General features: G+C 62.6%; 33 protein-coding genes. 29 read left to right on the forward strand and 4 right to left on the reverse strand.

All coding sequences use genetic code 11. The features are described 5' to 3' along the window. Positions 1–32: 32 nt before the first annotated feature. Positions 33–1,079, reverse strand: coding sequence for a S24 family peptidase (locus tag KHO22_RS01020; protein ID WP_211945227.1), 1,047 nt, complete (start codon positions 1,077–1,079; stop codon positions 33–35). Between KHO22_RS01020 and KHO22_RS01025 the strand changes: the two genes are divergently transcribed. From KHO22_RS01025 to KHO22_RS01040, 4 genes are all read left to right on the forward strand, one after another. Then, a complete protein-coding gene (locus tag KHO22_RS01025) occupies positions 1,078–1,479 on the forward strand; it encodes a transcriptional regulator (RefSeq protein ID WP_230426692.1) in 402 nt (133 codons plus the stop codon). The genes KHO22_RS01020 and KHO22_RS01025 overlap by 2 nt on opposite strands. 117 nt (positions 1,480–1,596) lie before the next feature. Then, positions 1,597–1,962, forward strand: coding sequence for a hypothetical protein (locus KHO22_RS01030; protein WP_211945228.1), 366 nt, complete (start codon positions 1,597–1,599; stop codon positions 1,960–1,962). A gap of 62 nt (positions 1,963–2,024) precedes the next feature. Next, positions 2,025–2,198, forward strand: a complete 174-nt coding sequence (locus KHO22_RS01035; protein ID WP_211945229.1) for a hypothetical protein — start codon at positions 2,025–2,027, stop codon at positions 2,196–2,198. Continuing rightward, positions 2,195–3,109 (forward strand): DNA cytosine methyltransferase, encoded by a 915-nt coding sequence (locus KHO22_RS01040; RefSeq protein WP_211945230.1) that lies wholly within the window; start codon positions 2,195–2,197, stop codon positions 3,107–3,109. The genes KHO22_RS01035 and KHO22_RS01040 overlap by 4 nt, the downstream gene beginning before the upstream one ends. Here the strand turns inward: KHO22_RS01040 and KHO22_RS01045 are convergent. Next, the gene (locus KHO22_RS01045) at positions 3,094–3,681 is read right to left on the reverse strand and encodes a DUF6680 family protein (RefSeq protein ID WP_211945231.1); all 588 of its coding nucleotides are present in this window, start codon (positions 3,679–3,681) and stop codon (positions 3,094–3,096) included. The genes KHO22_RS01040 and KHO22_RS01045 overlap by 16 nt on opposite strands. 34 nt (positions 3,682–3,715) lie before the next feature. Between KHO22_RS01045 and KHO22_RS01050 the strand changes: the two genes are divergently transcribed. The 9 genes from KHO22_RS01050 (at position 3,716) to KHO22_RS01090 (ending at position 8,216) form a co-directional block, all read left to right on the forward strand. Next, positions 3,716–4,180, forward strand: a complete 465-nt coding sequence (locus KHO22_RS01050; protein ID WP_230426693.1) for a nuclease domain-containing protein — start codon at positions 3,716–3,718, stop codon at positions 4,178–4,180. Beyond that, complete coding sequence (locus KHO22_RS01055; protein WP_211945232.1) at positions 4,180–5,130, forward strand: hypothetical protein; 951 nt, start codon at positions 4,180–4,182, stop codon at positions 5,128–5,130. The genes KHO22_RS01050 and KHO22_RS01055 overlap by 1 nt, the downstream gene beginning before the upstream one ends. After that, positions 5,127–5,360 carry a hypothetical protein gene (locus tag KHO22_RS01060; RefSeq protein WP_211945233.1) on the forward strand — a complete coding sequence of 78 codons (234 nt, stop codon included), beginning with the start codon at positions 5,127–5,129 and terminating at the stop codon, positions 5,358–5,360. Before KHO22_RS01055 ends, KHO22_RS01060 begins: the two co-directional genes overlap by 4 nt. After that, positions 5,357–5,812 carry a DUF1064 domain-containing protein gene (locus tag KHO22_RS01065; protein ID WP_230426694.1) on the forward strand — a complete coding sequence of 152 codons (456 nt, stop codon included), beginning with the start codon at positions 5,357–5,359 and terminating at the stop codon, positions 5,810–5,812. Before KHO22_RS01060 ends, KHO22_RS01065 begins: the two co-directional genes overlap by 4 nt. Before the next feature lies 1 nt (position 5,813). Next, a complete protein-coding gene (locus KHO22_RS01070; RefSeq protein WP_211945234.1) occupies positions 5,814–6,320 on the forward strand; it encodes a hypothetical protein in 507 nt (168 codons plus the stop codon). 118 nt (positions 6,321–6,438) lie between these two features. Continuing rightward, positions 6,439–6,615, forward strand: coding sequence for a hypothetical protein (locus KHO22_RS01075; RefSeq protein WP_211945235.1), 177 nt, complete (start codon positions 6,439–6,441; stop codon positions 6,613–6,615). After that, entirely contained in the window at positions 6,612–7,325 is a 714-nt protein-coding gene (locus KHO22_RS01080; protein WP_211945236.1) for a phage antirepressor KilAC domain-containing protein, read from the forward strand. The genes KHO22_RS01075 and KHO22_RS01080 overlap by 4 nt, the downstream gene beginning before the upstream one ends. Continuing rightward, a complete protein-coding gene (locus KHO22_RS01085) occupies positions 7,322–7,738 on the forward strand; it encodes a recombinase (protein ID WP_211945237.1) in 417 nt (138 codons plus the stop codon). Before KHO22_RS01080 ends, KHO22_RS01085 begins: the two co-directional genes overlap by 4 nt. A 7-nt stretch (positions 7,739–7,745) precedes the next feature. Next, entirely contained in the window at positions 7,746–8,216 is a 471-nt protein-coding gene (locus tag KHO22_RS01090; protein WP_211945238.1) for a hypothetical protein, read from the forward strand. Between the two features lie 171 nt (positions 8,217–8,387). Here KHO22_RS01090 and KHO22_RS01095 read toward each other — a convergent pair whose 3' ends face one another. Then, positions 8,388–9,176, reverse strand: a complete 789-nt coding sequence (locus tag KHO22_RS01095; RefSeq protein ID WP_211945239.1) for a class I SAM-dependent methyltransferase — start codon at positions 9,174–9,176, stop codon at positions 8,388–8,390. Between the two features lie 788 nt (positions 9,177–9,964). Between KHO22_RS01095 and KHO22_RS01100 the strand changes: the two genes are divergently transcribed. The 3 genes from KHO22_RS01100 (at position 9,965) to KHO22_RS01110 (ending at position 12,145) form a co-directional block, all read left to right on the forward strand. Continuing rightward, positions 9,965–11,044 (forward strand): GNAT family N-acetyltransferase, encoded by a 1,080-nt coding sequence (locus KHO22_RS01100; protein WP_211945240.1) that lies wholly within the window; start codon positions 9,965–9,967, stop codon positions 11,042–11,044. 88 nt (positions 11,045–11,132) lie between these two features. Beyond that, positions 11,133–11,588: an NAD(P)-dependent oxidoreductase gene (locus KHO22_RS01105; protein ID WP_268914521.1), complete on the forward strand. Its 456-nt coding sequence runs from the start codon at positions 11,133–11,135 to the stop codon at positions 11,586–11,588. A 278-nt stretch (positions 11,589–11,866) separates the two neighbouring features. Then, positions 11,867–12,145 carry a hypothetical protein gene (locus tag KHO22_RS01110; RefSeq protein WP_211945241.1) on the forward strand — a complete coding sequence of 93 codons (279 nt, stop codon included), beginning with the start codon at positions 11,867–11,869 and terminating at the stop codon, positions 12,143–12,145. A 68-nt stretch (positions 12,146–12,213) separates the two neighbouring features. On the opposite strand, the gene KHO22_RS01115 is transcribed toward KHO22_RS01110, so the two are convergent. Continuing rightward, positions 12,214–12,933 (reverse strand): Crp/Fnr family transcriptional regulator, encoded by a 720-nt coding sequence (locus KHO22_RS01115; protein ID WP_211945242.1) that lies wholly within the window; start codon positions 12,931–12,933, stop codon positions 12,214–12,216. A gap of 675 nt (positions 12,934–13,608) precedes the next feature. Between KHO22_RS01115 and KHO22_RS01120 the strand changes: the two genes are divergently transcribed. From KHO22_RS01120 to KHO22_RS01180, 13 genes are all read left to right on the forward strand, one after another. Continuing rightward, a complete protein-coding gene (locus tag KHO22_RS01120; protein ID WP_211945243.1) occupies positions 13,609–13,854 on the forward strand; it encodes a hypothetical protein in 246 nt (81 codons plus the stop codon). Positions 13,855–13,859: 5 nt separating this feature from the next. Further along, on the forward strand, positions 13,860–14,252 hold the full coding sequence (locus KHO22_RS01125) for a DUF1441 family protein (RefSeq protein WP_211945244.1): 393 nt from the start codon (positions 13,860–13,862) through the stop codon (positions 14,250–14,252). Further along, positions 14,242–16,374 (forward strand): terminase gpA endonuclease subunit, encoded by a 2,133-nt coding sequence (locus KHO22_RS01130; RefSeq protein WP_211945245.1) that lies wholly within the window; start codon positions 14,242–14,244, stop codon positions 16,372–16,374. Before KHO22_RS01125 ends, KHO22_RS01130 begins: the two co-directional genes overlap by 11 nt. Before the next feature lie 72 nt (positions 16,375–16,446). Beyond that, entirely contained in the window at positions 16,447–16,659 is a 213-nt protein-coding gene (locus KHO22_RS01135; protein ID WP_211945246.1) for a phage head-tail joining protein, read from the forward strand. Further along, complete coding sequence (locus KHO22_RS01140) at positions 16,659–18,158, forward strand: phage portal protein (RefSeq protein ID WP_211945247.1); 1,500 nt, start codon at positions 16,659–16,661, stop codon at positions 18,156–18,158. Before KHO22_RS01135 ends, KHO22_RS01140 begins: the two co-directional genes overlap by 1 nt. Then, positions 18,155–18,352: a hypothetical protein gene (locus KHO22_RS01145; RefSeq protein WP_211945248.1), complete on the forward strand. Its 198-nt coding sequence runs from the start codon at positions 18,155–18,157 to the stop codon at positions 18,350–18,352. The genes KHO22_RS01140 and KHO22_RS01145 overlap by 4 nt, the downstream gene beginning before the upstream one ends. A 69-nt stretch (positions 18,353–18,421) precedes the next feature. Beyond that, positions 18,422–19,486, forward strand: a complete 1,065-nt coding sequence (locus KHO22_RS01150; protein WP_211945249.1) for a head maturation protease, ClpP-related — start codon at positions 18,422–18,424, stop codon at positions 19,484–19,486. Positions 19,487–19,498: 12 nt separating this feature from the next. Next, entirely contained in the window at positions 19,499–19,849 is a 351-nt protein-coding gene (locus tag KHO22_RS01155; protein ID WP_211945250.1) for a head decoration protein, read from the forward strand. A 36-nt stretch (positions 19,850–19,885) separates the two neighbouring features. Beyond that, positions 19,886–20,881: a major capsid protein gene (locus KHO22_RS01160; protein ID WP_211945251.1), complete on the forward strand. Its 996-nt coding sequence runs from the start codon at positions 19,886–19,888 to the stop codon at positions 20,879–20,881. 3 nt (positions 20,882–20,884) lie between these two features. After that, positions 20,885–21,196: a hypothetical protein gene (locus KHO22_RS01165; RefSeq protein WP_211945252.1), complete on the forward strand. Its 312-nt coding sequence runs from the start codon at positions 20,885–20,887 to the stop codon at positions 21,194–21,196. Further along, complete coding sequence (locus KHO22_RS01170) at positions 21,197–21,925, forward strand: phage tail protein (protein ID WP_211945253.1); 729 nt, start codon at positions 21,197–21,199, stop codon at positions 21,923–21,925. Then, on the forward strand, positions 21,918–22,370 hold the full coding sequence (locus tag KHO22_RS01175; protein ID WP_211945254.1) for a hypothetical protein: 453 nt from the start codon (positions 21,918–21,920) through the stop codon (positions 22,368–22,370). The genes KHO22_RS01170 and KHO22_RS01175 overlap by 8 nt, the downstream gene beginning before the upstream one ends. Before the next feature lie 82 nt (positions 22,371–22,452). Then, the gene (locus KHO22_RS01180) at positions 22,453–23,220 is read left to right on the forward strand and encodes a phage tail tube protein (protein ID WP_211945255.1); all 768 of its coding nucleotides are present in this window, start codon (positions 22,453–22,455) and stop codon (positions 23,218–23,220) included. Positions 23,221–23,232: the final 12 nt, after the last annotated feature.

Raw genomic sequence — 23,232 nt, forward strand, 5'->3', positions numbered from 1 at the left:
TCCCCTTCCGGGTTGTTTGAAATTCTTTTGGTTTAATCCGGCCGCCAGGCCGACCGTTTGACGATGCCACCCACGAAGTGCAGGCGCTCGATCTGATCTTGTGGGATTCGCAGCATGCCGTGCTTTTCATTGACCGATGTCAGCGCCACGATGCCGTCGCGCACATACGCCAGCTCCTTGACCATGACGCGACCGTCCGACGACTTGACCAGGACCTCGTCGCCGTTCTGAACCTGCGTATTCGGCTCGACCACTACGAATTCGTTGTGCTTCACACGCGGGCGCATCGATTCGCCGTTGCATCGCAGCGCGTATGCGTCCGGATCCTTGGTGGGGAAAAACACGTAGCCGTCGCCGTGGCCCACGGGGTACTCGACGTCCACGAAGTGTCCGTTGTCGCCTAACTGCGCCATGCCTGTTACTGGAATCTTGCGGAACGCGTCCTGTGGGATCTGGACGATGTCGAACGGTAGGCTGGGCTCGTCCAGCTCGGGCTCAACTGCGCCGCTGAGTTTGGGGTCGCCCTTCCCATTGATCAGCCACTTCGGGCTGTAGCCATAGGCCTCCTGCAGCTTCACAGCATGGTGAAGGCCGAGCTTTGGGGCACCCGGCTCGAGCCATGCTCGGACAACCGGCTGCTCAACACCTAATAGCTGCGCGAAGGCGGGAACGTCCAAGTGCTGCTCCGCCATCACTAACTGCAGCCGATCGCATGGGCGAGCGCCGTTCTCGCTTCCCTGTGTCACCACAGGAACCGACTCGGTGATCGTGCTTGACGCTCGGCGTATTTCCGCTGCTAGCCGCGGGCTGAATGCGTCAACTTCGACGCCGAGGCCTCGAGCAAAGCCGCTAGCTGCCCTGATATTCAACGGCCGCCTGGCGTTCAGGTACTGCCAAACCATCGCCTGGCTCCCGATCTCGAATCGGTTGCCAAACTCTTCCTGGCTCATCTTGCCTTTGCGCTGTTCATAGAGCCCTTTCAGGCGCTCAGCGTCCTCGACTTGCCAGGTTTCGAGGGTTTTGATCGGTCGCGACATGCGCGCGAGTGTAGCAATGCTATTAAATTGAGCAACAAGCATGGCTATTGATTTTATAACTAGCTATGCTAGTATTTTGCGAATGACACTCGCTGAATACCTCATCTCCACCAAGACCAGCCAGGCGGCGTTCGCCAAGAAGTTGGGCGTATCGCAGGGCCTTGTCTATCAATGGATCTCCGGAAAGAGGCCGGTGTCGGCCGAGCAGTGTCCAGCAATTGAGCGCCTCACCAACGGCGCGGTCACCTGCGAAGAGCTGAACGACAAGGTCGATTGGGCATACGTCAGGCGTGGCACCCGAAAGGAGGGGCGAGCAATACACGCGCTTGATCCTTCGTCCTCCAGCCATGTTGCCGCCTGCGAATCCGACCATGACGCCCAACGAATGGGCAGAGCTACCGACGACACCCAGCCACCAGTCGGCACTTCGAGCAGGACATAGAAAAAGTAGGCCGTTCACCGTTTTCATAAAGGCGTCCGAAGAGGCGCCTCTATTTGACGCCAATCGGTACGTGGAACGCCACGGAGAACAAGTGGAACTTGTGTGGGAGAGAGAACGATGCAACGAGAAATGCCGTTTTTCGAAGTCGTCGGAGAGCCGGAGATGGTTGCTCAACTTCTGATCGCACGCCTGCGTCACGAGGCAGATGCAACGGTCCTCTGCTGGGCGAAACGTCGCGTCCGCTATTCGATCTCGGACGCCGCGGCGATTTTGGGCATGCCCAAGTCGCACCTCTCCAACATCCTCAGCGGCAAGAAATATCTGCCGTTCGATTTCCGTATCCGCTTCCAGGCTCTCTGCGGCAACTGGGCTATTCGCCAGTACGAAGACAGCGTTTGCGGATTCGTATCGATGCGCGAGACGGCCGAGCAGCGCCGCATCCGCGAACTGGAATCGCAAATCGAGGCGCTGAAAGCAGCCTGACGGTAGCGCCGATACAGGCGCGCCACTGCCTAACCCATTTACCGATCAGCCGGGGAAATAGATTGGAACAAGTTCGATCGCGCGAAGCCATTCGCGCTGAGGGCAAGCGTGCCGCTCGCGAAGGTAAGAAGGGCAGTCACAACCCGTATCCGCAGAACACTGAGGCTCGCAAGGAATGGAGCCAGGGTTTTGTACTGGAACGCCGTGCGCTGCAACCGAAGCAGGTGGCGGCGTGAGGGCGATCGACCTGTTCGCCGGTGCCGGCGGCTTTTCTACCGGTGCGCGCATGGCTGGCGTCAACGTCGTGTGGGCAGCAAACCACTGGCCGGTGGCCGTGGAGACGCACGCTGCCAACCATCCCGAGACGGCGCACGCGTGCCAAGACCTGCACCAAGCTGACTGGTCGCGCGTTCCTGCGCACGACATTCTGCTGGCGTCGCCTTGCTGCCAAGGCCATAGCAAGGCCCCCGGAAAGGCCGCAAATAACCCGCAGCACGACGCGTCGCGCTCGACGGCATGGGCCGTGGTCTCGGCGCTTGAGTACCACCGCCCGTCCTTTGGCGTGGTCGAGAACGTCCGCGAGTTCATGGACTGGAATTTATTCCCCGCGTGGCGGCTGGCGCTGCAGGCGCTGGGGTATCAGATCTCTCCGCACGTGGTCGACGCGGCCGACTTTGGTGTGCCACAGCACCGCGAGCGCCTGTTCATCGTATTGAGCCGCAGCGATCGCCCGCTGATGCTGAACCTGCCGCGGCGCCAATACGTGACAGCCGCCAGCGTTATCGATTTCTCTGCCGGAAACTGGACGCCGATTGAGAAGCCTGGCCGGGCCGCTGCGACTCTGTCACGCATTGCGAACGGACGGCGTGCTCACGGTGACCGGTTCCCGACTGCGTACTACGGCAACGAAGCCGGCGGCCGGTCGATTGATCGCCCCATCGGCACCATCACCACGCGCGACCGTTGGGCCGTTGTAGATGGCGATCGTATGCGCATGCTGCGCGCCGATGAGTGCCGCGCAGCGATGGGCTTCCCAGCCGAATATCAATTGCCGAAGCAGCATCGCACTGCCGTGCACTTGCTTGGCAATGCCGTCTGCCCGCCAGTGGCGCGCGACATCATCACCGCGATTCAGGGGGCGGCATGAGCTCCGCTGCCCGAGTTTGCGGCGTGATCGGCAGGGGCGAACTTCAGAGCCCTATTGCCTTGGAAGATATCCGTCGCAGCAACAACGAGGTTTTGCACCCGCTCTTCGTACTGCCCGTGGGCCATAGGCGAGTAACCGCCCTTTTTGAGCTGTACTCGATCGAACTCATAGCCCAGCGACTTACCCATCGTAAAGAGAAGGTTCACAAACAGCTCGTCGCGTTGAGCGAATACCGCTTCGGGATTGTTCGGATCGATGTGAGCTGGATCTGCCAGATGATCAAGATACTCCTTCCAGGAATCGAGGACAGCTTGATCGCGTTTCGATCGCCAAGCTCGGCCCAATCGCACCGGACCATAGAACGTCAGGTCGATCATGTTCAGTGCCCGGACATGGTCGGCATGAAGGCGGGCGCCTCTGGTGGCCATCAACGAGTGAAAGACCCAGAGTTTTCGAGCGCGAGTCTCCCTCGCGCGTTCGACCCACTTTTGGGCCTGTACGGCAAGGATTGGTCCCAGCAATGTGGCGCTGGCAATTACCCAATCCGTGACTGTCAATTTCGAAAAGTCCATGACCCGTCCTCCCGTTCTTTGGAGGAATCGTAGCATGCTGACCCACCGCACCCCAATGAAGCGTGGCGGCCCGCTCCAACGCCGCACGCCGCTGCGCGCTACCGCCTGGCTGAGACAAACGGCCGGCTTGGTGCCCAGCCCCTTCAAGAAGAAGGGGCCGAAGCGCCGACCGATGGCCCAGCGCAGGTACGCGCTGGCCTGCCGCGGCGAGCCCTGCTACCTGCTGATCCCGGGCGCGCCGTCGCATGACCGCCGCACGGTGGTGGATTGCCACTCCAACCAGCAGGCCCACGGCAAAGGCATGGGCATCAAGGCCGATGACGAGAAGACTGTACCGGGCTGCGCTTGGTGTCATCGGGAGCTTGACCAGGGCAGCCGCCTGACGAAGGAAGAGCGCCGCACCTACTGGGACGATGCATACCGCCGCTGGGCGCCTGTGCGCGCGCTCAAGCTGGCAGGGCAGGGCGACTGCGCCGTGGCGACCGAAGGGGCTGTTTGATGGCCAACCCGTGGTTCCGGATGTACTCCGAGTTCGCAACCGATGCGAAGGTGCAGAGCATGTCGGAGGCAATGCAGCGCCGCCTCATGATGCTGTTCTGTCTCCGTTGCAGCAACGCTCTTGCAACGTTGCAAGAAGATGAACTGGCGTTCGCCCTCCGTCTCAGCGACGAAGATCTGGCGGAAACCAAGGCGCTTTTCACGCGGAAAGGCTTTGTCGACGCCGAATGGAACATCCGCAACTGGGACAAGCGCCAATTCGCCTCCGACTCGAGCACAGAGCGGTCTCGCAAGCACCGGCAGGGGAAAAAGAACGCTGCGCAACAGGGATGCAACGTTGCAGCAACGGCACCAGATACAGATTCAGAGGCAGATACAGAAGCAGATAACTCAAAGGTTCACAAAGGTCAGAGCGGGTCGGCTTCGCCACCCGCCGCCAGCGGAAAGGCGACTCGCCTCCCGAAAGAGTGGGTATTGCCGAAGGGCTGGGGCGAGTGGGCGCTGAAGGAGCAGCCCAGCTGGACGGCGGAGCACACCCGCCATGTTGCTGACATGTTCCGCGACCACTGGCACGCCAAGGGCGGCGCCGACGCTCGCAAAGCCGACTGGGAAGCCACCTGGCGCAACTGGGTGCGCCGTGAAGGCCCGATGGCCGGCGGCTCGGTGGCTGGCGCCAACACTGGGGCGACGACCTGGTGGACGGGTACGGACGCGATCAAGGCCAAGGCTGCGGAGCACAACGTGGTATGGCGCGAGGACCGCGGCGAGTTGTTCCGCAACTTCCGTGTCCGCGTGTTCAAGGCGGCCGGCGAGGGTCCGTGGCGCGAGATGGCGCTGACCGAGGCGGCCCGTGAGAACCCGGAAGAGCACGCCCGCATCTTCGAATTTTTTTACGGCCAGCCGCCGGCAAATGCCGCGCAGCTCGCTGATCGCGCCAAGGAGGCTGCATGAGTACCTGCATTACCTGCCAGCACTTCACCTTAAAGCCGCGCGCAGGGGCGCAATCGCACCTGACTGCTTCTGACGTTGCACATGCACGTGTGGGTATGGGGAGGTGCCTGAAGGAAACGCTGGCGCTGCGCTGGATCGGCGCAGAGTCGTCGGCCTGCGACAAGCACGCACCAGTATCGGACAAGCAGGCGGCCCAGCGCCGCGAGTGGATCAAGGGACGGAAGGTATGACCAAGATGCTCCGCTGGTCGCCCGAGCAGTTGGCCGCGCACCAGGCGCGCCAGCCCAAGCCGGCGCCGGCCGTCCAGTCGAAAGCTGACCGCGCCGCGGCGGTGCTTAAGCGCAACCAGGCGAAGGGCCGGTTGCCGCGCGGGACCATGAACAAGACCGAGACCCGGTATTCCGTCTACCTGGACCAGCAAAAGCTGGCCGGCGGCGTGCTGTGGTGGAGCTTCGAGGGCATCAAGCTGATGCTCGCCAAGAACACCTCCATCACGATTGACTTTGCGGTGATGTCCGCTTCCGGCGTGCTCGAGATGCATGACGTGAAGGGCGCCAAGGCAATGATCGAGGATGACGCGCGGGCAAAGACAAAGATCGCTGCAGCCCTTTACCCATTCGTCTTCAAGTTCGTCTACCCGGCAGAGAAGGGCAGTGACGTATGGACTGAAGAGGAAGTCTGAGATGGCAACGACTAAGAAGAAGCGCAACAAGGCCTACCGGCCGCGCCCGACGCTGCTCGATCAGCTGCACGCGACCGAGCGCCTTTACGTAGAGAGCCTGCCGGTGCGCGCAGAAGAGGCGGACCGCTTCCGCCTTGCCGTGCTGACCTCATTGGATGGGATCACGCGCGGCACGGGTGGGGCGAGAGAGTGGAACACGATTGTCAGCGCGCTCCGTCACGCCCACACCTTGGCACATCAGGGAACGGGCGAAGAAATCATGCCGGCGCTGATCGCCGCCAATGGCGGGATGATCCGGGCCCGAGAACGCTTCGAGCGCACGGGCAGGATGGGCTTCGACGGCGATGCGCTGCGTGACATCCGCCTGGCGCTGGACCTCTGGTTTGAGCAGATCCAGCTTTGCAAGATCGGCGAAGTCGATGCGGCCACTCGCGCCGTAATAGCGGAATACGACGGGCACTCGCGACTGCCGGTGCCTGACCTGGCCGACGTGCGGGAGGCTGTCTGACTATGCGAATCAAGTTCCGCGGGTTCAACCCGCTCCGCTGGGGCTTCGGGTACTGGCGCGCGCCTCGCGGCCGCGCCGTGCTCGAGCTCGGTCCGATCGATGTCTACCTGCAGCCGAGATGAAAGCAGACCGAAATCGCGCCATCCACCAGATGCTGGTCATTGATGGCAAATCCTTGGCAGTCGCGGCCGCGGCTTACGGAATCAGCCGGATGCGGTGCCAGCAGATCGCGTGCGCCGTGGCAAAGACGCGCACGCTGACTGAGGCGCGCAACAAACAACGGGAGGTGGCATGAGCCAAGTTGCAATCCATGAGCGCGATCCGGCAGCGGCGACCCTGACCATGAGCAGCCGCGAAATCGCCGAGCTGGTCGAGTCGCGGCATGACAGCGTGAAACGCACCATCGAGCGCCTGGCCGAGAAGGGCGTCATCGGTATTCCACCAACGGTGGAATACAAAGACGGGCTGGGTCGCCCCGCCGCGGAGTACCAGGTGGGCAAGCGCGACAGCTACGTCATCGTCGCCCAGCTATCGCCTGAGTTCACGGCCCGCCTGGTGGATCGCTGGCAGGAACTGGAGTCCGCCGCAGTCACTGCTGCGCCAGCCATCCCGCCAAACTATGCCGCCGCTCTTCGTCTGGCCGCCGATATGGCCGAGCAGAAGGATAGGGCTGAGGCGGAGTTGGCCATCGCCGCACCCAAGGTCGCCGCACTGGACCGGATCGCCACGGCCGACGGCCTGCTGAACCTGACCGGCGCCGCGAAGGCGCTGCAGCAACAGCCCGTCAAGTTCTGCGAGAGCCTGCGGCGACTGGGCTGGATCTACCGCCGAGCCGGTGGCAAGAGCAACGTCGCCTATCAGGACAAGATCCAGGCTGGCTATTTGACGCACAAGACCACGACCGTCATGCGGGGCGATGGCACCGAGAAGATCTGCGAGCAGGTGCTGGTGACGACGAAAGGGCTGACGAAGTTGGCAGTGCTCTTGGTTGGGCAGGCCGCGTGACCGAGGTCTACCGAGAATTCACCCTGCGCGGCCGCGCGGACTGGGCTGAGGTGGTGTCCACCGTCCGGGCGGCAGCGCCAATCATGGCACGCGACGGCCGGCCTATGCGGGTAATCCTGGTGGACGAGGGCGCAGACCGCTCAGATGAGCAGGTTCGCTTCTACTGGGTCGCAGTCATTACGCCAATTGCCGAGCAAGCGGTAGTCGCGGGCCACCGCTTCAGCAAGGCGGCGTGGCACAAGAACATGAAGGAACGGTTTCTGCCCCCGAAGGAACTACGCCGGCCGGATGGGCAGATAGTCCTGGCCGAGCCATCGATTGCACGGGGCGAGATCACGGTAGGTGCGATGGCTGAATACACGAGGCAGGTCGAGGCGCTTGCCGCCTGCACGTACGGGGTTGTCTTTGATTGACGGGGACATGATGGACAGAACCAAGGCAAACGGAGTGCTGGAGGATGTGAGCGCTGAGATCGGCTACACGGCCACCTCGCTTCTGGTGGCCTGGTTCGGTGGGGCAAACCTATACATCCCCGCCACGGCCGACAAGAGTCACCCGGTCGCCCGTCTGATCGGGCATGCCGCCTTTCGGCACCTGGTTGCTGCATATGGTAGCGAGACGCTGTGGATTCCCCGCGGACACCTGGAAGCGATTGACCGACGCGACCGCTTGATCGCTGAACGCTTGGCACTCGGCGCCGGCACTCGGGAGATCGCTGCCGAGTTCGGTATCACGGAGCGCAGGGTGCAGCAACTGCGCACTCACGTCGAAAGAAAAGGGCTAATCCCACTGATCCTGCGAGTTCGTGCACGCAGCCAGCGGCAAACGGCCAAAGCCCAGCACCTCGACCAAGCCAGCCACCCTGTACAACTGGCTCTCCGACTTTCATAAGGGGAGGCTGATGAGCCGGCGGCCGAGTTCGGCCAGAAACGGCCGCTATAACATCGCCGATTCGACGGCTGTAATCGGTGCAATCATATGCATGAACTCGATACCGACCAGCAGGATGTTAGGCTTTAAACACGAGCATCGGTCGATGTTGTTCACGTCCTGCGGCAGCGCTCAGCGTCCCGACAATTCGTAGGCGATGGTGCGAATGACACCCCCGCTATCCGGGACTTCACAAAGTATCCGCGCGGATAGCACCTTCAGGTTGAACGGCGGCGCCGTCAGTACGAGCCCGCTGGGTACCGGCCCGAACAATCGCAGGTGCGAGCCGATCGCCTTGTCGAGATTGGGCGTGAAGTTCGTGTTCAGGGGCTGGTACTCGGTCAGGATCAGTACCTTGTACGGTGCCAGCTTCGACAGCACGGTGACAATGCGTGCGTTGTCCAGGTGATCCAGTACCTGGCGCAGGATCACGATGTCGCCCGGTGGCAGCGGGTCGGTCGTAATGTCCACGCAGCGGAAGTCGACGTTGAGATCGGCGAACCTGGTGCGGTTCGATTGGACCGCCGCGTCCACCACGTCGCAGCCGATATAGGGTCCACAGACGGGGCGGATGCGTTTGCCGACATTGAAATCGCCGCAGCCGAGGTCGACGACGGCCGGCCGCTCCGGCATTGCCCCGAGGTATGCCGTCACTGCCTTGACATAGGGGTCGACGATCTTCGGGTCATGGGAACTGCTTCCGCTGTAGAACCCCGACTCGTCCGCCGCCAGACCCCAGCCGCCGGTCTGGTACACGTGGGTGAAGACCTCCCCAAGTGATTTGCCTTCATACAGTGAGCCTTCCCTGCGTATGGCCCGGTTGCGGTGGAACTTCAGCACCCACGCGGGCATGAAGGGCTTCAGCCGTTGTTTGAATCGTTGAGCCAGTACAGAACGCGTGGATGTGGCTGCAGTAGTCATATTGCCTCCTGCCAGGGGACAGATATGGAAGATGATCTGGATCGACAAGACTGCCGTTCGAGCGTAGGAGCAATTCCGGGTCTCACTACCACCCGAACGGGTGCATTTTGTGAGGAAGGTATCGTCTATGCAGACTGTCCAACGTCTGTTTCCTCACATTCATGGGGTCTGGTATGCACTCGCGCGGCATGGTGCGCGTGCACGCCGTATTTTTAGTAATGTGGTCTATCTCTCACAACATACGTCCGGCGTCATGCAGGATCCCATAGAGTTCGACGAATCCATCCTAGTTTCTCACGTGCCCGCAATCAGGAGCCTTCTTCTCACAAGACTCGCGTTCCGGCCCTTGCCGGGGTGGCAGCGAGTCGATCGTGCACGCCCAAGCGGAAGTCAAATTTGCCGAGGCAACCGAATAGGCGACGCCGGTCGTCGCTGCCGGAGCCTTGCGCGACCAACTATTGCCGACCGCGCCGCTGTGCCTGGGGGCCTCGGCCGGACGTGGCGGCTCCTAGTCTTATTCCGGCGCCGCGCCGCCGCCTCTCGACCTTCCCCGCTGCCGCGCCTTCTGCGCGTCTGGTGGCTGCTCTGCGCGGCCATGCTCCACGCAACAGTAAGCACGTGCACGCGACGGGATGCTGGCGGCAAGTCGTGACTGGCGCCGTTTTCCGTTCCCTCAATCGAGCAACGCATTACCGCGCTGCAGTTCGAGCGCAGACAGGCCGGCGGGTCGATGCACCGCATTTCCGGGCCACCCGCTCGGCGCGGCGGCGATGTGAATGGAGGCCTCAATGTATTCGAGCCTGCTGGAACCGGCTAGTCCCGCGTGGCGCACAACGCTGGCGCGCTGTCACCATGACTGCCACCACACGCCCGGCTGGTACGCCGCTGCGGAGTGCATCGACCACGGCAGCGCCGCTGCCGTGCGCGTCACCGACGGCACCCATGTACTGCTGATTCCCTTGGTACGCCGCGCGATTTCCGGCGGCACCTGGGACGCCACCACGGCCTATGGCTACGGTGGCCCGGTGCTGAGCGCCGGGGCATCGGCGCAATTTGCCGACGAAGCACTGGCTACGGCCACCGCGCTGCTGCGCGAGCATGGCTGCATCTCCTGGTTTATCCGCCTGCATCCGCTGCTCAATGTAGGTTGGCACAGCACTCAGGGAAGCGTGGTCAACCATGGCGCGACCGTTTCGATCGACCTGTCCAAAAGCGCCGATCGACTGTGGCAGGAAACGCAGAGGCGCCACAAGGAAGGCATTATCCGCGCCCGGCGCGCGGGCGTGACTGCGCGGCTGGACCGGGACTTCGCTACGCTGCCGCGCTTCATCGAGTTGTACAACTGGACCATGACACAGCTGGGTGCCGCGCCCTACTACTTCTTCGACTCGCTGTACTATCGCATGCTGGTGCGCGCGCTCGGCGGCGATTTGGTGTTGTTCGTCGTCGAGGAAGGCAGCACAGTGATCGGCGCGGCGTTGTTCACCGTGGCGCGCGGCACCGGCATCATGCAGTACCACTTGGCCGGATGGGACCGGGCGTACCACCATTACCAGCCCACCAAGACCGTGATCCACTGCGCGCGCGAGTGGGGCCGCGGTAACGGCCTACGCTACCTGCACTTGGGCGGCGGCCTAGGCGGCTCGGTGAGCGACTCGCTGCACGAGTTCAAGCGTGGCTTTTCGCCCGACACCCATGTGTACCGGACCCAGCGCCTGGTGATCGATCCCGAGGTCTACGTGGGGTTGTGCGGCGGCGACAAATCAGTGCTGGAGGATCTCGACAGCTACTTCCCGGCCTACCGCCGCCCGGGGGCACGTCTCGGGCCACCGCACAGCACCGGTACATGTTCCGGCGGTCCAAGATGAAATTGTCGTTGGCGGACCAGGCCTACCACTGAAAAGCAGATGCCCGGCGTCGAGTCGTTTGCCGGGGACGTAGCTTCCCCGCCTGCGGGTGCAGTCGGGCATCCTGGTCTGCACTTTGCCGCTGACTCTGGATACGCCTGGCCTGCTTGACCGGGCGCGCCTGTCGCTGCTGTCCCGCAACGCCTACCTGGTCAACGTCGGCCGTGGAGAACATGTCGTCGAGCCGGACCCGCTCGATCTACTCGACGCCGGCCACTTGTCAGGCGCTACGCTCGATGTGTTTAAGGTGGAGCCTGCACCTCCCGAACACCCGCTCTGGAACCACTCGCGTGTCCTGGCAGCACCGCATATCGCCGCACGCCCATCCTTTGATGTCATCGCACACCAGTGCGTGGAAAATGTTATCAGCCAAGCAGGACATCGATCGCCTTCCCCCAGCCTTGCAGGCCACCTGAGAGATGACCGCGGCGCCCCCAGTTTTGTTGGACAAGCGTGCTGGTGGAGGGCGCTGGCCATCTACGGACGTTGCATTGCGCTGTCCTGAGTACATCCGAACGTCGGGGCTAGCCAAACAGCGGCCTTTCGCACATTGACCACAAATCAGACCTGCCAATTGTAGTTTCAGCGCTGCCTCGACCACTCCCGCCCTTCGTGGGCCCGGGGGCTGATCGGATTCTTCCGATAAGGAAAATTGGTAAAACTTGCACGATAGCGTACCGACAATTCCCAACCCATCTCCTACTGTGACTGCGGAATTCGTCCTGCGAATGTGAGTGGGTGAGCACCGACACCATGTGATGCGCAGGGAATAGGGAGTGCTACATGAAGGTCCAAGACACACGCCACAGCGTAATTCTCTTTCCGGCTTCGGCTTGCGGTTGGTGCTTTGCCGAGGTGGATGGCGCATCGGTCTATCGCTTCGGCCCCTTCGATTCTCGCCAAATCGTCGAAGAGCTCGTTTCGATCTTGTTTCCTGATGTTCCCAGAGTGGAGCTCACCGATTCGTCCGACTTGCTCGACGACAGCGCACTGATGACCCGCGGGAATGCGGAACTGATGCCAACGAGCTGCGTTAATGGGATGGACGCCCCGTCCCCGTAACGCGCGGATCGTCTGGGCGCTGCTGACACAGAGCCGGGACTTCTGTTCCTGATTTCCACCGCTTGCTCTCAGGGCGAGGCCAGGTCCGGCAACAGACGTTCGAACTCCCGCTTCACGACCGCGTAGCACTCGCACACGCGCTCTTCCAGCCCCGCCCGGTCGAGTACCGCAATATGCCCGTGGCTGTAGCGAATCAGGCCCGCGGCCTGAAGCTTTAAGGCGGCTTCCGTTACGCCCGAGCGTCGCACCCCGAGCATGTTGGCGATGAGCTCCTGCGTCATCGTCAGGTCGTTGGAGGGCAGCCGGTCGATGCTCAGTAGCAGCCATCGGCACAGTTGCTGGTCGATGGAGTGATGGCGGTTGCAGACGGCGGTCTGCGCCATCTGGGTAATGAGCGCCTGTGTATAGCGGAGCAACAGATGCTGCATCGCCCCGCCTCGCACGAACTCCTGCTTCAGGATGGCAGCGCTCAGGCGGTAACCGTACCCGGCGCTCTGCACGATGGCGCGACTCGGCGTTGTTTCTCCGCCCATGAAAATCGCGATCCCGACCATCCCCTCATTGCCTACGATGGCGATCTCGGCGGACGCGCCGTCTTCCATCACGTACAACAGTGAAATGATCGAATCGGCGGGAAAGTAGACGTAACCGAGCTGATCCCCCGACTCGTACACCACGTGGCCCAAGGGCAGTTCCACTGGCGTAAGGTGCGGCGCAAGCCGCTCCCAGTCGGCTGACGGCATCGCAGCGAGCAGGTGGTTGGATTTCGGATCATGCGTCGCGTTCATGATTGATACTCCCCAGACCCAAGCAGGACGAAATCAATAACGTGGACGTCAAATTCGAGGTTGATCCGGCGGCTGACAAAGGATTACTTCAGATCCACACCACGGGACGGTAGTGAATCCCTTACCATTTTATGTAAGGGACGGCGGATTTGCCAGGCAACGAGGATCTGGTGCGCATCTTCGTGTGGCGTGAGGGTGTAAGGTGGTTCACCCATCATTAGCCCAGCGCTTGCCTGGGCTGCTCTCCGGCCGTCGCCATCGCTTGCCCCTGCTCAGCAGGGCGCCTCTATATAGATAGGGCGGCGATGCAGTGCCTCATCCTCGAATTGACCCAAGGCGCCACCCCGCCTGCCAAGGCGCCAGCGCCGGGCCAGTACTCACACTGGACAGGCGATGGCTGGCCGCGCCGCCAGCCCATCTGTGGCTCAGACGTGTGCCAGCCAAGACGGAGCCAGCGGCAAGGTCCACGAGGGAGGAGGGGCCCCGACGGGGTCAGGCTACGTGCGGGGCCAAAGAGCCGCGGCCTTCGGGAGTTTTTCGGGTTTTCAATCTTGATTACGGCAGGCATTCCCATGGGCCAGCCGTGAAACGGACGCTCCGGCCCCGAAACGTTCTCGCCAGCCCCCGAAATTCAGCCGCAGGACGCTCCAGCACCGGAAATCGCACCATGCGGGCATGGAAATTAATCAAGTTGCGCCGTCCGCGCCGCCTGGGCTCTACCGGATCGCCGCTGCCGCCGCCGTGGTCGGCATTTCCGTCGACCTGCTGGAGGCGTCGATCAAGCGGGGAGACATTCCCATCAACCTGGTCAAGCTTGGCGAACGCGGCCTTGTCTTTGTGCGCGCGGCCGAGTTGCATGCCTGGCTGACTGGGCCGGTGGCCAACGCATCCGCGGCTGGCGGCGCCGGCGCAGGGGGTTGACGCTGATGAGCGAGACGATCCAGCCCCGCCCGACGAAGGGTAATGGCCACGGGGGCTCCCGCCCAGGCGCTGGCCGGAAGCCTAAGGATTACGAGAAGCCCGAGGCGGTCGTAGATTTCGAGGAAGCCCGTGCGCGCAATGAATCGGCGAAGGCCGACCTGAATGAGTTGGAGTTCAAGATCAAGAGCGGCGAGTATGTCGCTCGCGCGGCGGTGGTCCAGGCTACGGCGACCGCGTACGCCGCTATTGCCCAGGCGCTACGCTCGTTGCCGGACAACCTCGAGCGGCGCCTAGCGCTCGATCCCGAAGTCGCTGAAGAGATTGGTAGGCAGATCGACGAGGCTCTCGGTGAACTGGCCGGCGTCCTTGAAAAGATGAGGGGCGACCATGCTGGATGAAGCCGCCCACTACGAAATTGCGCTGGCTGATGTTCTGAGCCCCTACAGTGCATTTCGCCCGCCTAAGCGTGTGACGGTCAGCCAAGGTGCGGCCGATAACCTCATCATCAAACAGACCGGCAGCCCGGCTACCCCTTGGTCAGCGGCCGAAACGCCGTACATGGTCGAGCCGATGAACATGCTCGCCAGTCGGCGGCACGAGGCGGTGGTGTTCGTCGGCCCCGCACGCGCGGGCAAGACAGCCGCACTGCTTCTCGCGTGGGTGGCGCACATCGTGGTGAACGACCCAGGCGACATGATTGTCATCCAGATGTCGCAGGACAAGGCGCGCGAGTTCTCCAAGACGGACATCGACCGCGCGCTGCGTCACTCGCCGAATCTCGCAGCCATGAAGTCTACGGCGAGCCAAGACGATACCGTGCACGACAAGCAGTTCAAGCACGGCATGTGGCTGCGCATTGCCTGGCCGACCGTGTCCAACGTGTCGGGCTCGACGTACCGCTACGGCGCGGTGACTGATTACGACCGCATTGCCGACGACATCGGGGGCGAGGGTGCGCTGTTCCCATTCGTTGTCAAGCGAACGACGACATTCATGTCCCGCGGCATGGCGATGGCCGAGTCCTCTCCGGGCAGGGATCTTACCGACCCCAATTGGGAACCAGCTACGCCGCACGAGGCGCCCCCGACGAAGGGCCTCCTCGGCATATACAACGGCACTGACCGCCGCCGGTGGTACTGGAAGTGCCCCGACTGCCGCGAATGGTTCGAGGCCGCGCCAGGCCTGAGCTTGTTCGGTCTGCCGCCGGACGATCAACTCGGGCAGATGGTGCGCGAGGGCGACATAAACGCTCTGGCGGACCAGTACAACCGGATCATCTGCCCGCACTGCGGTGCGTTGCACGGGCCCGAGAAGAAGCCAGCTTTCAATAAGGGCGGAAGGTGGCTGTCCGAGGGGCAGCACCTCACTGCTGATGACGAACTGATAGGGGAGGGGCCGATCACCCCGGTCGTCGGCTATTGGATGGGCGGTGTAGCTGCGGCATACCAGTCGTGGAAGTCGCTTCTACTGCGCTACTTCACCGCGCTGCGCCAGTATGAGCTCAGCGGCGACGAGGAACAGATCAAGAACACGGTCAACGTCGATCAGGGCATGCCTTACATGTCTCGACTGCTGGCCGAAGCAGCTCGCAACAACGCGGATCCGTCCAAGCGCAAGGAAGATGACCTGCAGCGGTACATCATCCCCGACGAGGCGCGTTGCGTGATGACGTCGGTCGATGTGCAGGGCGGCGGAAATGCCCGATTCGTTGTGCAGTCGCACGCTATTGGCCCCCACATGGAGCAGTGGCTGATCGACCGCTACTCAATCACGGAATCGCAGCGCAAGGGCATGGGCGAGGAATTTGCGCCAATCGACCCCGCGTCCTATGCCGAAGACTGGGACATTCTCACAGAGAAGGTCGTGCGCGCGACGTACCGCACGAGCATCGAGGGCAAGGAACTACAGGTCAAGCTCGCCATCGTTGACTCCGGCGGCGAGGACGGCGTTACGGACAAGGCCTACGACTGGTACCGCCGCCTCCGAATTCAGGGATACGCCTCGCGCGTCATGCTCGTAAAGGGTGCGTCTACCAAGAAAGCGCCAATCATCCGTGAGTCGCTGGTCGGTGGCAAGAAGGGGAAAGAGGGCGATATTCCGCTCTACATGCTGAACCCGAACCTGCTGAAAGACGCGGTTTCCACTGGTTTGAAGCGGCAGAAGCCGGGGCCGGGATACATCCACTTGCCGAGCTGGCTGTCGCCGGCATTCTTCGATGAGATGTTCCGGTCTGAAGTGCGTCTGCCGAATGGGGTTTGGAAACAGATACGCAAGCGGAATGAGGCGTTCGACTTGGCCGGCTACATCCGCGCCGGCTGCCTTCGCCTGTCGCTCGACAAGCTACTGGATTGGGACAAGGCCCCGCCGTGGGCACGGCCATTGGCCGAAAACAGCGATCTTATCACCCGGGAAGTTCGTCGGGAGATGCAGGAGAACACCCCTATCGCGTCGGCCGCCGCTCCAGCGCCGACCCAGCAGCCCCGGCGTCGCCGCGTCTCACGCTCGCCGTACATGGGGTGATACGAAATCTGACCGCAGGCGCTTGGATGGCGTGCCGCCGAGAATCGGCGTGCATCCATCTAAGGGCACTCCATGCCGGTCACTCAATCCGACATTGACGCGCTGAACTCGGCCATCGCTTCGGGCGAGCGCCGGGTGACGCTAGGCAGTCAGAGCATCACTTACGCCTCGATCGCCGAGCTGATCCAGGCGCGTGATGACATGCGTCGGCAGATCACCGAGCAGTCCATCACTGCGCCGCGCCGGCGGACGCTGCTGTACTACGGCGGGCGGGGGTACCAGTGATGTTCGATCGTATCCGCAACACCTTTGCACGCGCAATCTCCAGCGCTGTCACGTCGGTCGTCGCCCAATACGATGCCGGCGGAACAGGGCGCCGCATGCGCGGTTGGCGTCCGCCATCGTCGGGTCCGAACCGCGCCACCTCGCAGGCGCCGAAGGTCCGCGACCGTGCGCGCGACGCTGCTCGCAACGACTGGGCCGCTTCTGCCGGCGGTCAGCGCTGGGTCACGAACTTGGTTGGTACCGGCATCGTGCCGCGCGCCAAGCGCATCACGAACAAGGCGCAGAAGCAGAAGGCCACGGATCTGTGGGATCGCTGGACGAAACAGTCCGACGCCGACTGCGTGCTGAATTTCTATGCGCAGGAGGCACTGGTCACGCGCTCGTGGATTGAGTCGGGCGAGGTGTTTGCGCGTCTGCGCTGGCGCCGCAAGGGCTCGATGGAGGTGCCGATTCAAGTGCAGGTCATCGAAGCGGACTACGTGCCGCAACTCGACGCCGACACGTGGCCGGGCCTGCCGGTGGGTAACAAGATTCGCCAGGGCATCGAGCTCGACCGCTTCGGCGCCCGCGTCGCCTACTGGATTTTCAAGGCGCATCCGACCGACTTTGCCTCGGGCAATATCGACAAGTCGCAGTTGATCCGTGTGCCGGCCGACGAGATCCTGCACATCTTCGAGCCAAAGCGCGCAGGCCAACTTCGCGGCGTGTCGGAATTCTCCTCCGTACTGGTCCGCCTGCGCAACGCTGAAGACGTCGACGACGCAGTACGGGAGAGGCAGAGGATCGCGAACCTATTCGCGATGTTCATCGAGAAGCAGTATCCGACGAGCCCCGACGGCATCGATCCGATGACCGGGCAGGCCATCGATTACGGATCGGACGGCACTCCTGTTGCGGCCATGCAACCCGGCATTTCGCAGGAGCTCTTGCCGGGCGAGAAGGTCGTGTTCTCGAATCCGCCCGGGGCCAGCGCGACCTACGCCGAATACATGCGTACGCAACACCTGGCGACCGCGGCAGGGCAGGGGCTGCCCTACGAGATCTTGTCGGGCGACATCGTCAACGTGTCCGACCGCACTCTGCGCGTGATCATTCAAGAGTTCCGCCGCTTCGTCGAGCAGCGCCAGTGGCACGTCGTCATCCCGATGTTCTGCCAGAAGGTGCGCGAGGCGTGGGTCGATCAAGCCGTGCTCGTCGGCGCGCTACCCATGTCGCTCGCCGATGACGCGAAAGCGGTCGAATGGGCGCCACACGGCTGGGAATACATCCATCCCGTACAAGACGTGCAGGGCAAGCAGTTGGAAGTCAACGCTGGCTTCCGCTCGCGCGACAGCGTGATCGCCGGGAAGGGGGACGACCCTGAACAGGTTGACGAAGAGCGCGCCGCCTCAAAGAAGCGCGAGGAAGAACTAGGCCTGCAGTCCGCGCCTACATCTGGTGCCGCCGGTCCCGCCGATGGCACTCGTTCGAACCCCGACTCCAATAAGCCGACGAAATGACCCTGAACGAGCTGATCACCGAATTGGGTAAAGCCGCGCCGGCCGCTGTCATCGGCGTGCTGCAGTGGATCACCGAGGCGCTGCCTACAGCGCTGCTGTGGCTCACGTTCATCTACACGTCACTCCAGTTCTACGTCTTCGTGCGCGACAAGCTGCGGCGCAAGGTGAAGGCTACCGAAGAATCCGAAGCCTGACCCGAAATCTATCCGCAGGCGCCGCCGCTTGCGGACGCAGACAATCCGCATCATCAAAAAAGGACCGCCATGAAAGACTGGTACAAGATCGTCGCAAGAACCAACGGCCAGGCCGCCCAAATCTCGGTGTTCGACGAGATCGGCGCGTGGGGTGTTTCCGCCAAGATGTTCATCGCCGACCTGAAGGCGCTCGGTGACGTGAAGAAGATCGCCATGGACATCAACTCGCCGGGCGGGTCGGTGTTCGACGCCCTGGCGATGTACAACGCGCTGCGCGCCTCCGGTGCGGAAATCACTGTGAAGGTGCTTGGCGTAGCCGCGAGCGCCGCGAGCCTGCTGGCGATGGCTGGTGACAAGATCATCATGCCCGAGAACGCCTTCATGATGGTTCACAACCCCATCAACGGCGTGTACGGCAATTCCGAAGACATGCGCGACATGGCCGACGTGCTCGACAAGATCGGCGCTTCGCTCGTGAGTACCTACGTCGCTCGCACCGGACGCACTGAAGAAGAGGTGAAGGCGCTGCTGGCCGCAGAAACGTTGATGAGCGCAGCTGATGCCGTAGCGCAGGGCTTTGCCGACGAGGTGGCGCCGGCACTGAACGTGCAGGCTGTGTTCGATTATGACCGCCTTCCTACTAACGTCCAGGCGCTGTTCAAGACCGCAGCGAACGCCGACGACGCATCTGCTGCCGCTGCTAAGGCCGCTGCTGAAGCCGCCGCCGCTAAAGCCGCTGCTGAGGCTGCCGCCGCTGCGGCTACTGCTTCCGCTGCCACCCCCCTTGCGGACCAGGTGCTCGCGCTGGCGACCGAAGCCGGCCTGGCTGACTTCGCTGCGCATTGGGCGCTGACGGTCGCTTCGATCGAGGCGGTGAAGCCGCTCATCGCTGCCGCAGGCGAGATCCGCGCGCTGTGCGTCCTCGCCAAATGTCCTGACGACGCCGCGGCGTTCATCAAGGCGAATGCCTCGATCGAGAAGGTGCGCGACGCGCTGTGCGCCCGGCTGGCGGCAAAGAGCGAATCGTCGCACATCGACACTACGTCCAAGAGTTCCAATTCGACCGCCGGTGCTGCGCAGCCCACTGCGGTTTCGACCTCCAGTATCTGGGCGGCGCGCAACAAAGCCAAATAAGGAGTCTGAGCCATGACGATTTATACCGAGGGCTTCCACACGGCGGAATTCCTGCTGTCGGAAGCCGAGGGCATGTACAGCCGCGAGCAGGTAACCCTGGCCGCTGGTAGCCCGGCCCTGCCTGCCGGCCAACTGCTCGGCAAAGTCACCGCAACGAGCAAGTACGTTGCCTATGACAACAGTGCGACCGACGGTTCGCAGACGGCCGTTGCGATTCTGTACGCACCGGCGCCCGACCTGACCGCCGACCAGAAGATCACGATCATCGCCCGTCAAGCCGAGGTCGCAGCCTACGCGCTCACCGGACTGGATACCCCGGCTCGCGCTGACATGGTGGCGGCCGGCATCGTCGTCCGCGACTAAGCAGACTCGAATTCAACATACTTAGGAGATCCGTAAATGCCGGCACTCGATATTTTCAACAATGATGCATTCGGCCTTGTGTCGCTGACCAAGGCCATCAACGATGCGCCTTACCAGCCCAATCGCATCGGCGAATTGGGTTGGTTCGCGGAGGATGGCGTCAGCACCACTAGCATGATGGTCGAGCGTCAGGGCACGACCATTAGCCTGGTGCCTGCAGGTTCCCGCGGCTCCCCGGCCTCGCCGACCGGGGCTGACAAGCGCAAGACTGTGCCGGTGCCGTCGATTCATTTGCCGCAGCGCGCAACCATCAATGCCGACGAGGTGCAGAACGTGCGCGCGTTTGGCAGCGAGACGGATGAAGAGCTGGTGCAGACCATCGTCAACAAGCGCTTGGTGAAGCTACGCCGCAACATCGACACCACGCTCGAGTATCAGCGCGTGGGCGCGGTCAGAGGCCAAGTGCTCGATTCGGATGGCTCGGTGTTGATCGACCTGTTCAACACCTTCGGTCTTACCAAGACTACGCAGGCAGTGGGACTGGACAACACGAACACCAAGGTTCGCTCGAAGGTCGTTGGCTACAAGCGTCTCATCGAACAGAAGCTTGGAGCCCTGATGTACCGCAATATTCGCGTTCTGTGCTCGGCCAGCTTTTTCGACGCCTTCGTCGAGCACCCGGCCGTTCAGCGCGCGTGGGACAACTTCCAAGACCGTGCCAAGCTGGCAGACGACTTGCGCGCCGGCTTCCCCTTCTCGCAGGTGCTATGGGAGGAGTACCGCGGCAAGGTCGGTGACGTTGACTTCATCCCCGATGGCAAGGCGCTTATGGTCCCGGAAGGTGTTCCTGAGCTGTTCAGCACTACCTTCGTGCCGGCCGATTATATGGAGACGGTCAATACGCTCGGGCTGCCGTACTACGCCAAGCAGGAGATCAAGGACTTCAGTAAGGGTGTGGACATCGAGGCTCAGTCGAACCCCATCCACCTCTGCACCCGTCCGGACGCGATCATCGAACTGTCGATCTCGTAAGCCATGGCGCTGAGCGCATTCCAGCGCCTCTCGGACCGCATCCTCGCTCGATTGGGTGAGGATGCGGTTCTGCGTAACACCGTCCCGTGCCGCGTCAATATTGAGTTCAATGTCGAGGTGGTCGGTACGGACGGGCAGATGTCGTTCGCCCGTGCCGTGGCGACCTGCCAGCGTTCCCTGCGCCCTCAACGCAACGAATCACTGGCCCTGGTCGACGCTGCCGGCGTGCCAATCCCCGACCAGGCCTACCTCATCGACTCCCCTGCTTTCGAGGACAACGGCTACACCGCTCGCTACGTACTGCGGAGGGCGTAAATGGCTGGCTCCCTATCTGCCTTCTCCGTCACGGTCGATACCGTCAAGCTGGAAGAAGTCGCCAACTCGCTCGACAAGTTGGACGACGCTGCGCTGGGACGCGCTGCGGTCACTGCGGTGAACCAGGTCGCGCAGAAGGCGTTCGCCGACGCCAAAGCGAAGATGAACACCGGCATCAACCTGCCGGATAGCTATCTCGATGAGCGCATGGCACTCGAGCTGGCCACCGACCCGGCGAAGCCGACAGCGCGGATTCTGGCGCGCGGTCGCCTGACGACGCTGACGCAGTACGGCGCGCAGCAGATGACGCGGCCGGTGAAGTACCCGAACGACTCGTTCACGCCGGGAAAGATGGGCAAGAACCCGCGCAAGCCTGGTGCGCTGCTGCCGTGGAAGCTGCGGACCGGCAACCCGGCGCTCGGCATCCCGGTCGGGATGAAGCAGGACGGGCTCTCGGTCGAGGTCACGCGGGGTGGGCGCAAGCCGATCACAAGTGTGCAGGCGTTCTTCGTGCGCGGGCGCAACGGCAACCTGCTCGTGATGACGCGCCAGTCAGGCACCAGCGGGAAGAAGCGGGGCGACCTCAAGGCGCTGTATGGCCCGTCGGTCTACCAACTGTTCCGCGCTGCCCTGGACGAAGCGTTCCTGAACGACGTGGCTGACCGCCTGGGCAAGACGGTTGTGACGCTCACTGCGGACGAACTGAAAAAGGCTCTCGGAAATGAGTAAAGCAAGCGACATCGCGCTCGAACTGAGCACCCGCGCCGCCAAGATCACCAAGGCGAACGGCTACAACACCGACATCGGCCTGCGGTTGTTCCGCGGCAAGCGCGCGTTCAGCGAGGACGATCTGCCGTGCCTGGTGCTGGTCGAGGGTAACGACACGCCGCAGGACGACGCGCTGACGGCCGTGAGCATCAGCCAGCGGTACGTGTTCGAGGCGCATACCGAATGCGACCCGGATCACCCGAATGACGCCGCGCACCTGGTCATTGCGGATCTGAAGCGCGCGATCTTCGAAGGCGAGCCGAAGCACGGCATGCGCCTGAACGGCAAGGCAAAGGGCATGACTTACAAGGGTCGTGTGATCGGTGCCCGCGAGGACGGGGCACCAACCGTATTCGCAGGCATCCACCTCGACGTGCTCTACGTCGAGGATCTGACGAGCCCCTGACGAAATTCATCCGCAGGCGCAGCACGCTGCGGATCGACATAGTTCTGACGTGCCAGTGCTGGCTTAATTCTGGAGAAAACCCATGACCGCTGCTCGCGGATTTATCGGTGCTGGCGACCTCTACATCGCCCGCTACAACCCCGCAAACGCCAACTTCGACCCGTTCAAGGGTCCGTACGAGGCCAGCAAATTCGAGATCAAGCCGTCGACCGACCTGAAGGACAACACGTCCCGCGGCCGGAACACCTACGGTCAGATCATCGAAACCGTCGCATTGCCGAAGCCGACGGAATTCACGCTAGAACTGGCCGAAGTCAACCGCGAATCGCTGGCGACTGCGCTGCTCGGTACCGACGTTGACGTGAACCGCGCCGCCGGCACGATCGTCGACCAGCCGATCACCGCCAAGCTGAACGGCTGGGCAGAACTGACGGCAAGCAACTTCGCGGCGACCGGCTTCGCCGTGAAGAACACGGCCGGCGACGTGACCTATGTGCTCGACACCGACTATGAAGTGAACTGGCGCATGGGCTGGATTCGCGCCAAGGTGGGCGGTGCCATCACCGACGGCCAGGCGCTCAAGGTGTCCGGCTCCTTCAACGCGGTGACTGGTTCGCTGATCCGCGGCGTGACGAACCCGATGGTGCGTGCGCGCTTGCGCTTGGACGGCATCAACTTCGCCGACAACCTGCCGGTGATCGTCGACGTGTACGAAGCCGTGATCGCGTCCAACAGCGCGTTCGACTTCCTGCAGAACGACTTCGCCAAGGTCACCATGCCGGGCCGTCTGAAGACCCCGGTGGGCAAGACCGAGCCGTTCACGGTCGAACTGCGCGACACCGCTTCGTAATGCGCGGCGCGC

It is taken from the genome of Cupriavidus yeoncheonensis (genome assembly GCF_905397275.1).
In the GTDB taxonomy this organism is placed as follows: domain Bacteria; phylum Pseudomonadota; class Gammaproteobacteria; order Burkholderiales; family Burkholderiaceae; genus Cupriavidus; species Cupriavidus yeoncheonensis.

What these genes read in the sequence shown, in the direction of transcription:
- KHO22_RS01025 (WP_230426692.1), top strand. Translation starts at nt 1,078, where the DNA reads ATGGCTATTGATTTTATAACTAGCTATGCTAGTATTTTGCGAATGACA.
- KHO22_RS01020 (WP_211945227.1), bottom strand. Translation starts at nt 1,079, where the DNA reads ATGCTTGTTGCTCAATTTAATAGCATTGCTACACTCGCGCGCATGTCG.
- KHO22_RS01030 (WP_211945228.1), top strand. Translation starts at nt 1,597, where the DNA reads ATGCAACGAGAAATGCCGTTTTTCGAAGTCGTCGGAGAGCCGGAGATG.
- KHO22_RS01045 (WP_211945231.1), bottom strand. Translation starts at nt 3,681, where the DNA reads ATGGACTTTTCGAAATTGACAGTCACGGATTGGGTAATTGCCAGCGCC.
- KHO22_RS01050 (WP_230426693.1), top strand. Translation starts at nt 3,716, where the DNA reads ATGCTGACCCACCGCACCCCAATGAAGCGTGGCGGCCCGCTCCAACGC.
- KHO22_RS01055 (WP_211945232.1), top strand. Translation starts at nt 4,180, where the DNA reads ATGGCCAACCCGTGGTTCCGGATGTACTCCGAGTTCGCAACCGATGCG.
- KHO22_RS01060 (WP_211945233.1), top strand. Translation starts at nt 5,127, where the DNA reads ATGAGTACCTGCATTACCTGCCAGCACTTCACCTTAAAGCCGCGCGCA.
- KHO22_RS01065 (WP_230426694.1), top strand. Translation starts at nt 5,357, where the DNA reads ATGACCAAGATGCTCCGCTGGTCGCCCGAGCAGTTGGCCGCGCACCAG.
- KHO22_RS01070 (WP_211945234.1), top strand. Translation starts at nt 5,814, where the DNA reads ATGGCAACGACTAAGAAGAAGCGCAACAAGGCCTACCGGCCGCGCCCG.
- KHO22_RS01075 (WP_211945235.1), top strand. Translation starts at nt 6,439, where the DNA reads ATGAAAGCAGACCGAAATCGCGCCATCCACCAGATGCTGGTCATTGAT.
- KHO22_RS01080 (WP_211945236.1), top strand. Translation starts at nt 6,612, where the DNA reads ATGAGCCAAGTTGCAATCCATGAGCGCGATCCGGCAGCGGCGACCCTG.
- KHO22_RS01090 (WP_211945238.1), top strand. Translation starts at nt 7,746, where the DNA reads ATGATGGACAGAACCAAGGCAAACGGAGTGCTGGAGGATGTGAGCGCT.
- KHO22_RS01095 (WP_211945239.1), bottom strand. Translation starts at nt 9,176, where the DNA reads ATGACTACTGCAGCCACATCCACGCGTTCTGTACTGGCTCAACGATTC.
- KHO22_RS01100 (WP_211945240.1), top strand. Translation starts at nt 9,965, where the DNA reads ATGTATTCGAGCCTGCTGGAACCGGCTAGTCCCGCGTGGCGCACAACG.
- KHO22_RS01110 (WP_211945241.1), top strand. Translation starts at nt 11,867, where the DNA reads ATGAAGGTCCAAGACACACGCCACAGCGTAATTCTCTTTCCGGCTTCG.
- KHO22_RS01115 (WP_211945242.1), bottom strand. Translation starts at nt 12,933, where the DNA reads ATGAACGCGACGCATGATCCGAAATCCAACCACCTGCTCGCTGCGATG.
- KHO22_RS01120 (WP_211945243.1), top strand. Translation starts at nt 13,609, where the DNA reads ATGGAAATTAATCAAGTTGCGCCGTCCGCGCCGCCTGGGCTCTACCGG.
- KHO22_RS01125 (WP_211945244.1), top strand. Translation starts at nt 13,860, where the DNA reads ATGAGCGAGACGATCCAGCCCCGCCCGACGAAGGGTAATGGCCACGGG.
- KHO22_RS01130 (WP_211945245.1), top strand. Translation starts at nt 14,242, where the DNA reads ATGCTGGATGAAGCCGCCCACTACGAAATTGCGCTGGCTGATGTTCTG.
- KHO22_RS01135 (WP_211945246.1), top strand. Translation starts at nt 16,447, where the DNA reads ATGCCGGTCACTCAATCCGACATTGACGCGCTGAACTCGGCCATCGCT.
- KHO22_RS01140 (WP_211945247.1), top strand. Translation starts at nt 16,659, where the DNA reads ATGTTCGATCGTATCCGCAACACCTTTGCACGCGCAATCTCCAGCGCT.
- KHO22_RS01145 (WP_211945248.1), top strand. Translation starts at nt 18,155, where the DNA reads ATGACCCTGAACGAGCTGATCACCGAATTGGGTAAAGCCGCGCCGGCC.
- KHO22_RS01150 (WP_211945249.1), top strand. Translation starts at nt 18,422, where the DNA reads ATGAAAGACTGGTACAAGATCGTCGCAAGAACCAACGGCCAGGCCGCC.
- KHO22_RS01155 (WP_211945250.1), top strand. Translation starts at nt 19,499, where the DNA reads ATGACGATTTATACCGAGGGCTTCCACACGGCGGAATTCCTGCTGTCG.
- KHO22_RS01160 (WP_211945251.1), top strand. Translation starts at nt 19,886, where the DNA reads ATGCCGGCACTCGATATTTTCAACAATGATGCATTCGGCCTTGTGTCG.
- KHO22_RS01165 (WP_211945252.1), top strand. Translation starts at nt 20,885, where the DNA reads ATGGCGCTGAGCGCATTCCAGCGCCTCTCGGACCGCATCCTCGCTCGA.
- KHO22_RS01170 (WP_211945253.1), top strand. Translation starts at nt 21,197, where the DNA reads ATGGCTGGCTCCCTATCTGCCTTCTCCGTCACGGTCGATACCGTCAAG.
- KHO22_RS01175 (WP_211945254.1), top strand. Translation starts at nt 21,918, where the DNA reads ATGAGTAAAGCAAGCGACATCGCGCTCGAACTGAGCACCCGCGCCGCC.
- KHO22_RS01180 (WP_211945255.1), top strand. Translation starts at nt 22,453, where the DNA reads ATGACCGCTGCTCGCGGATTTATCGGTGCTGGCGACCTCTACATCGCC.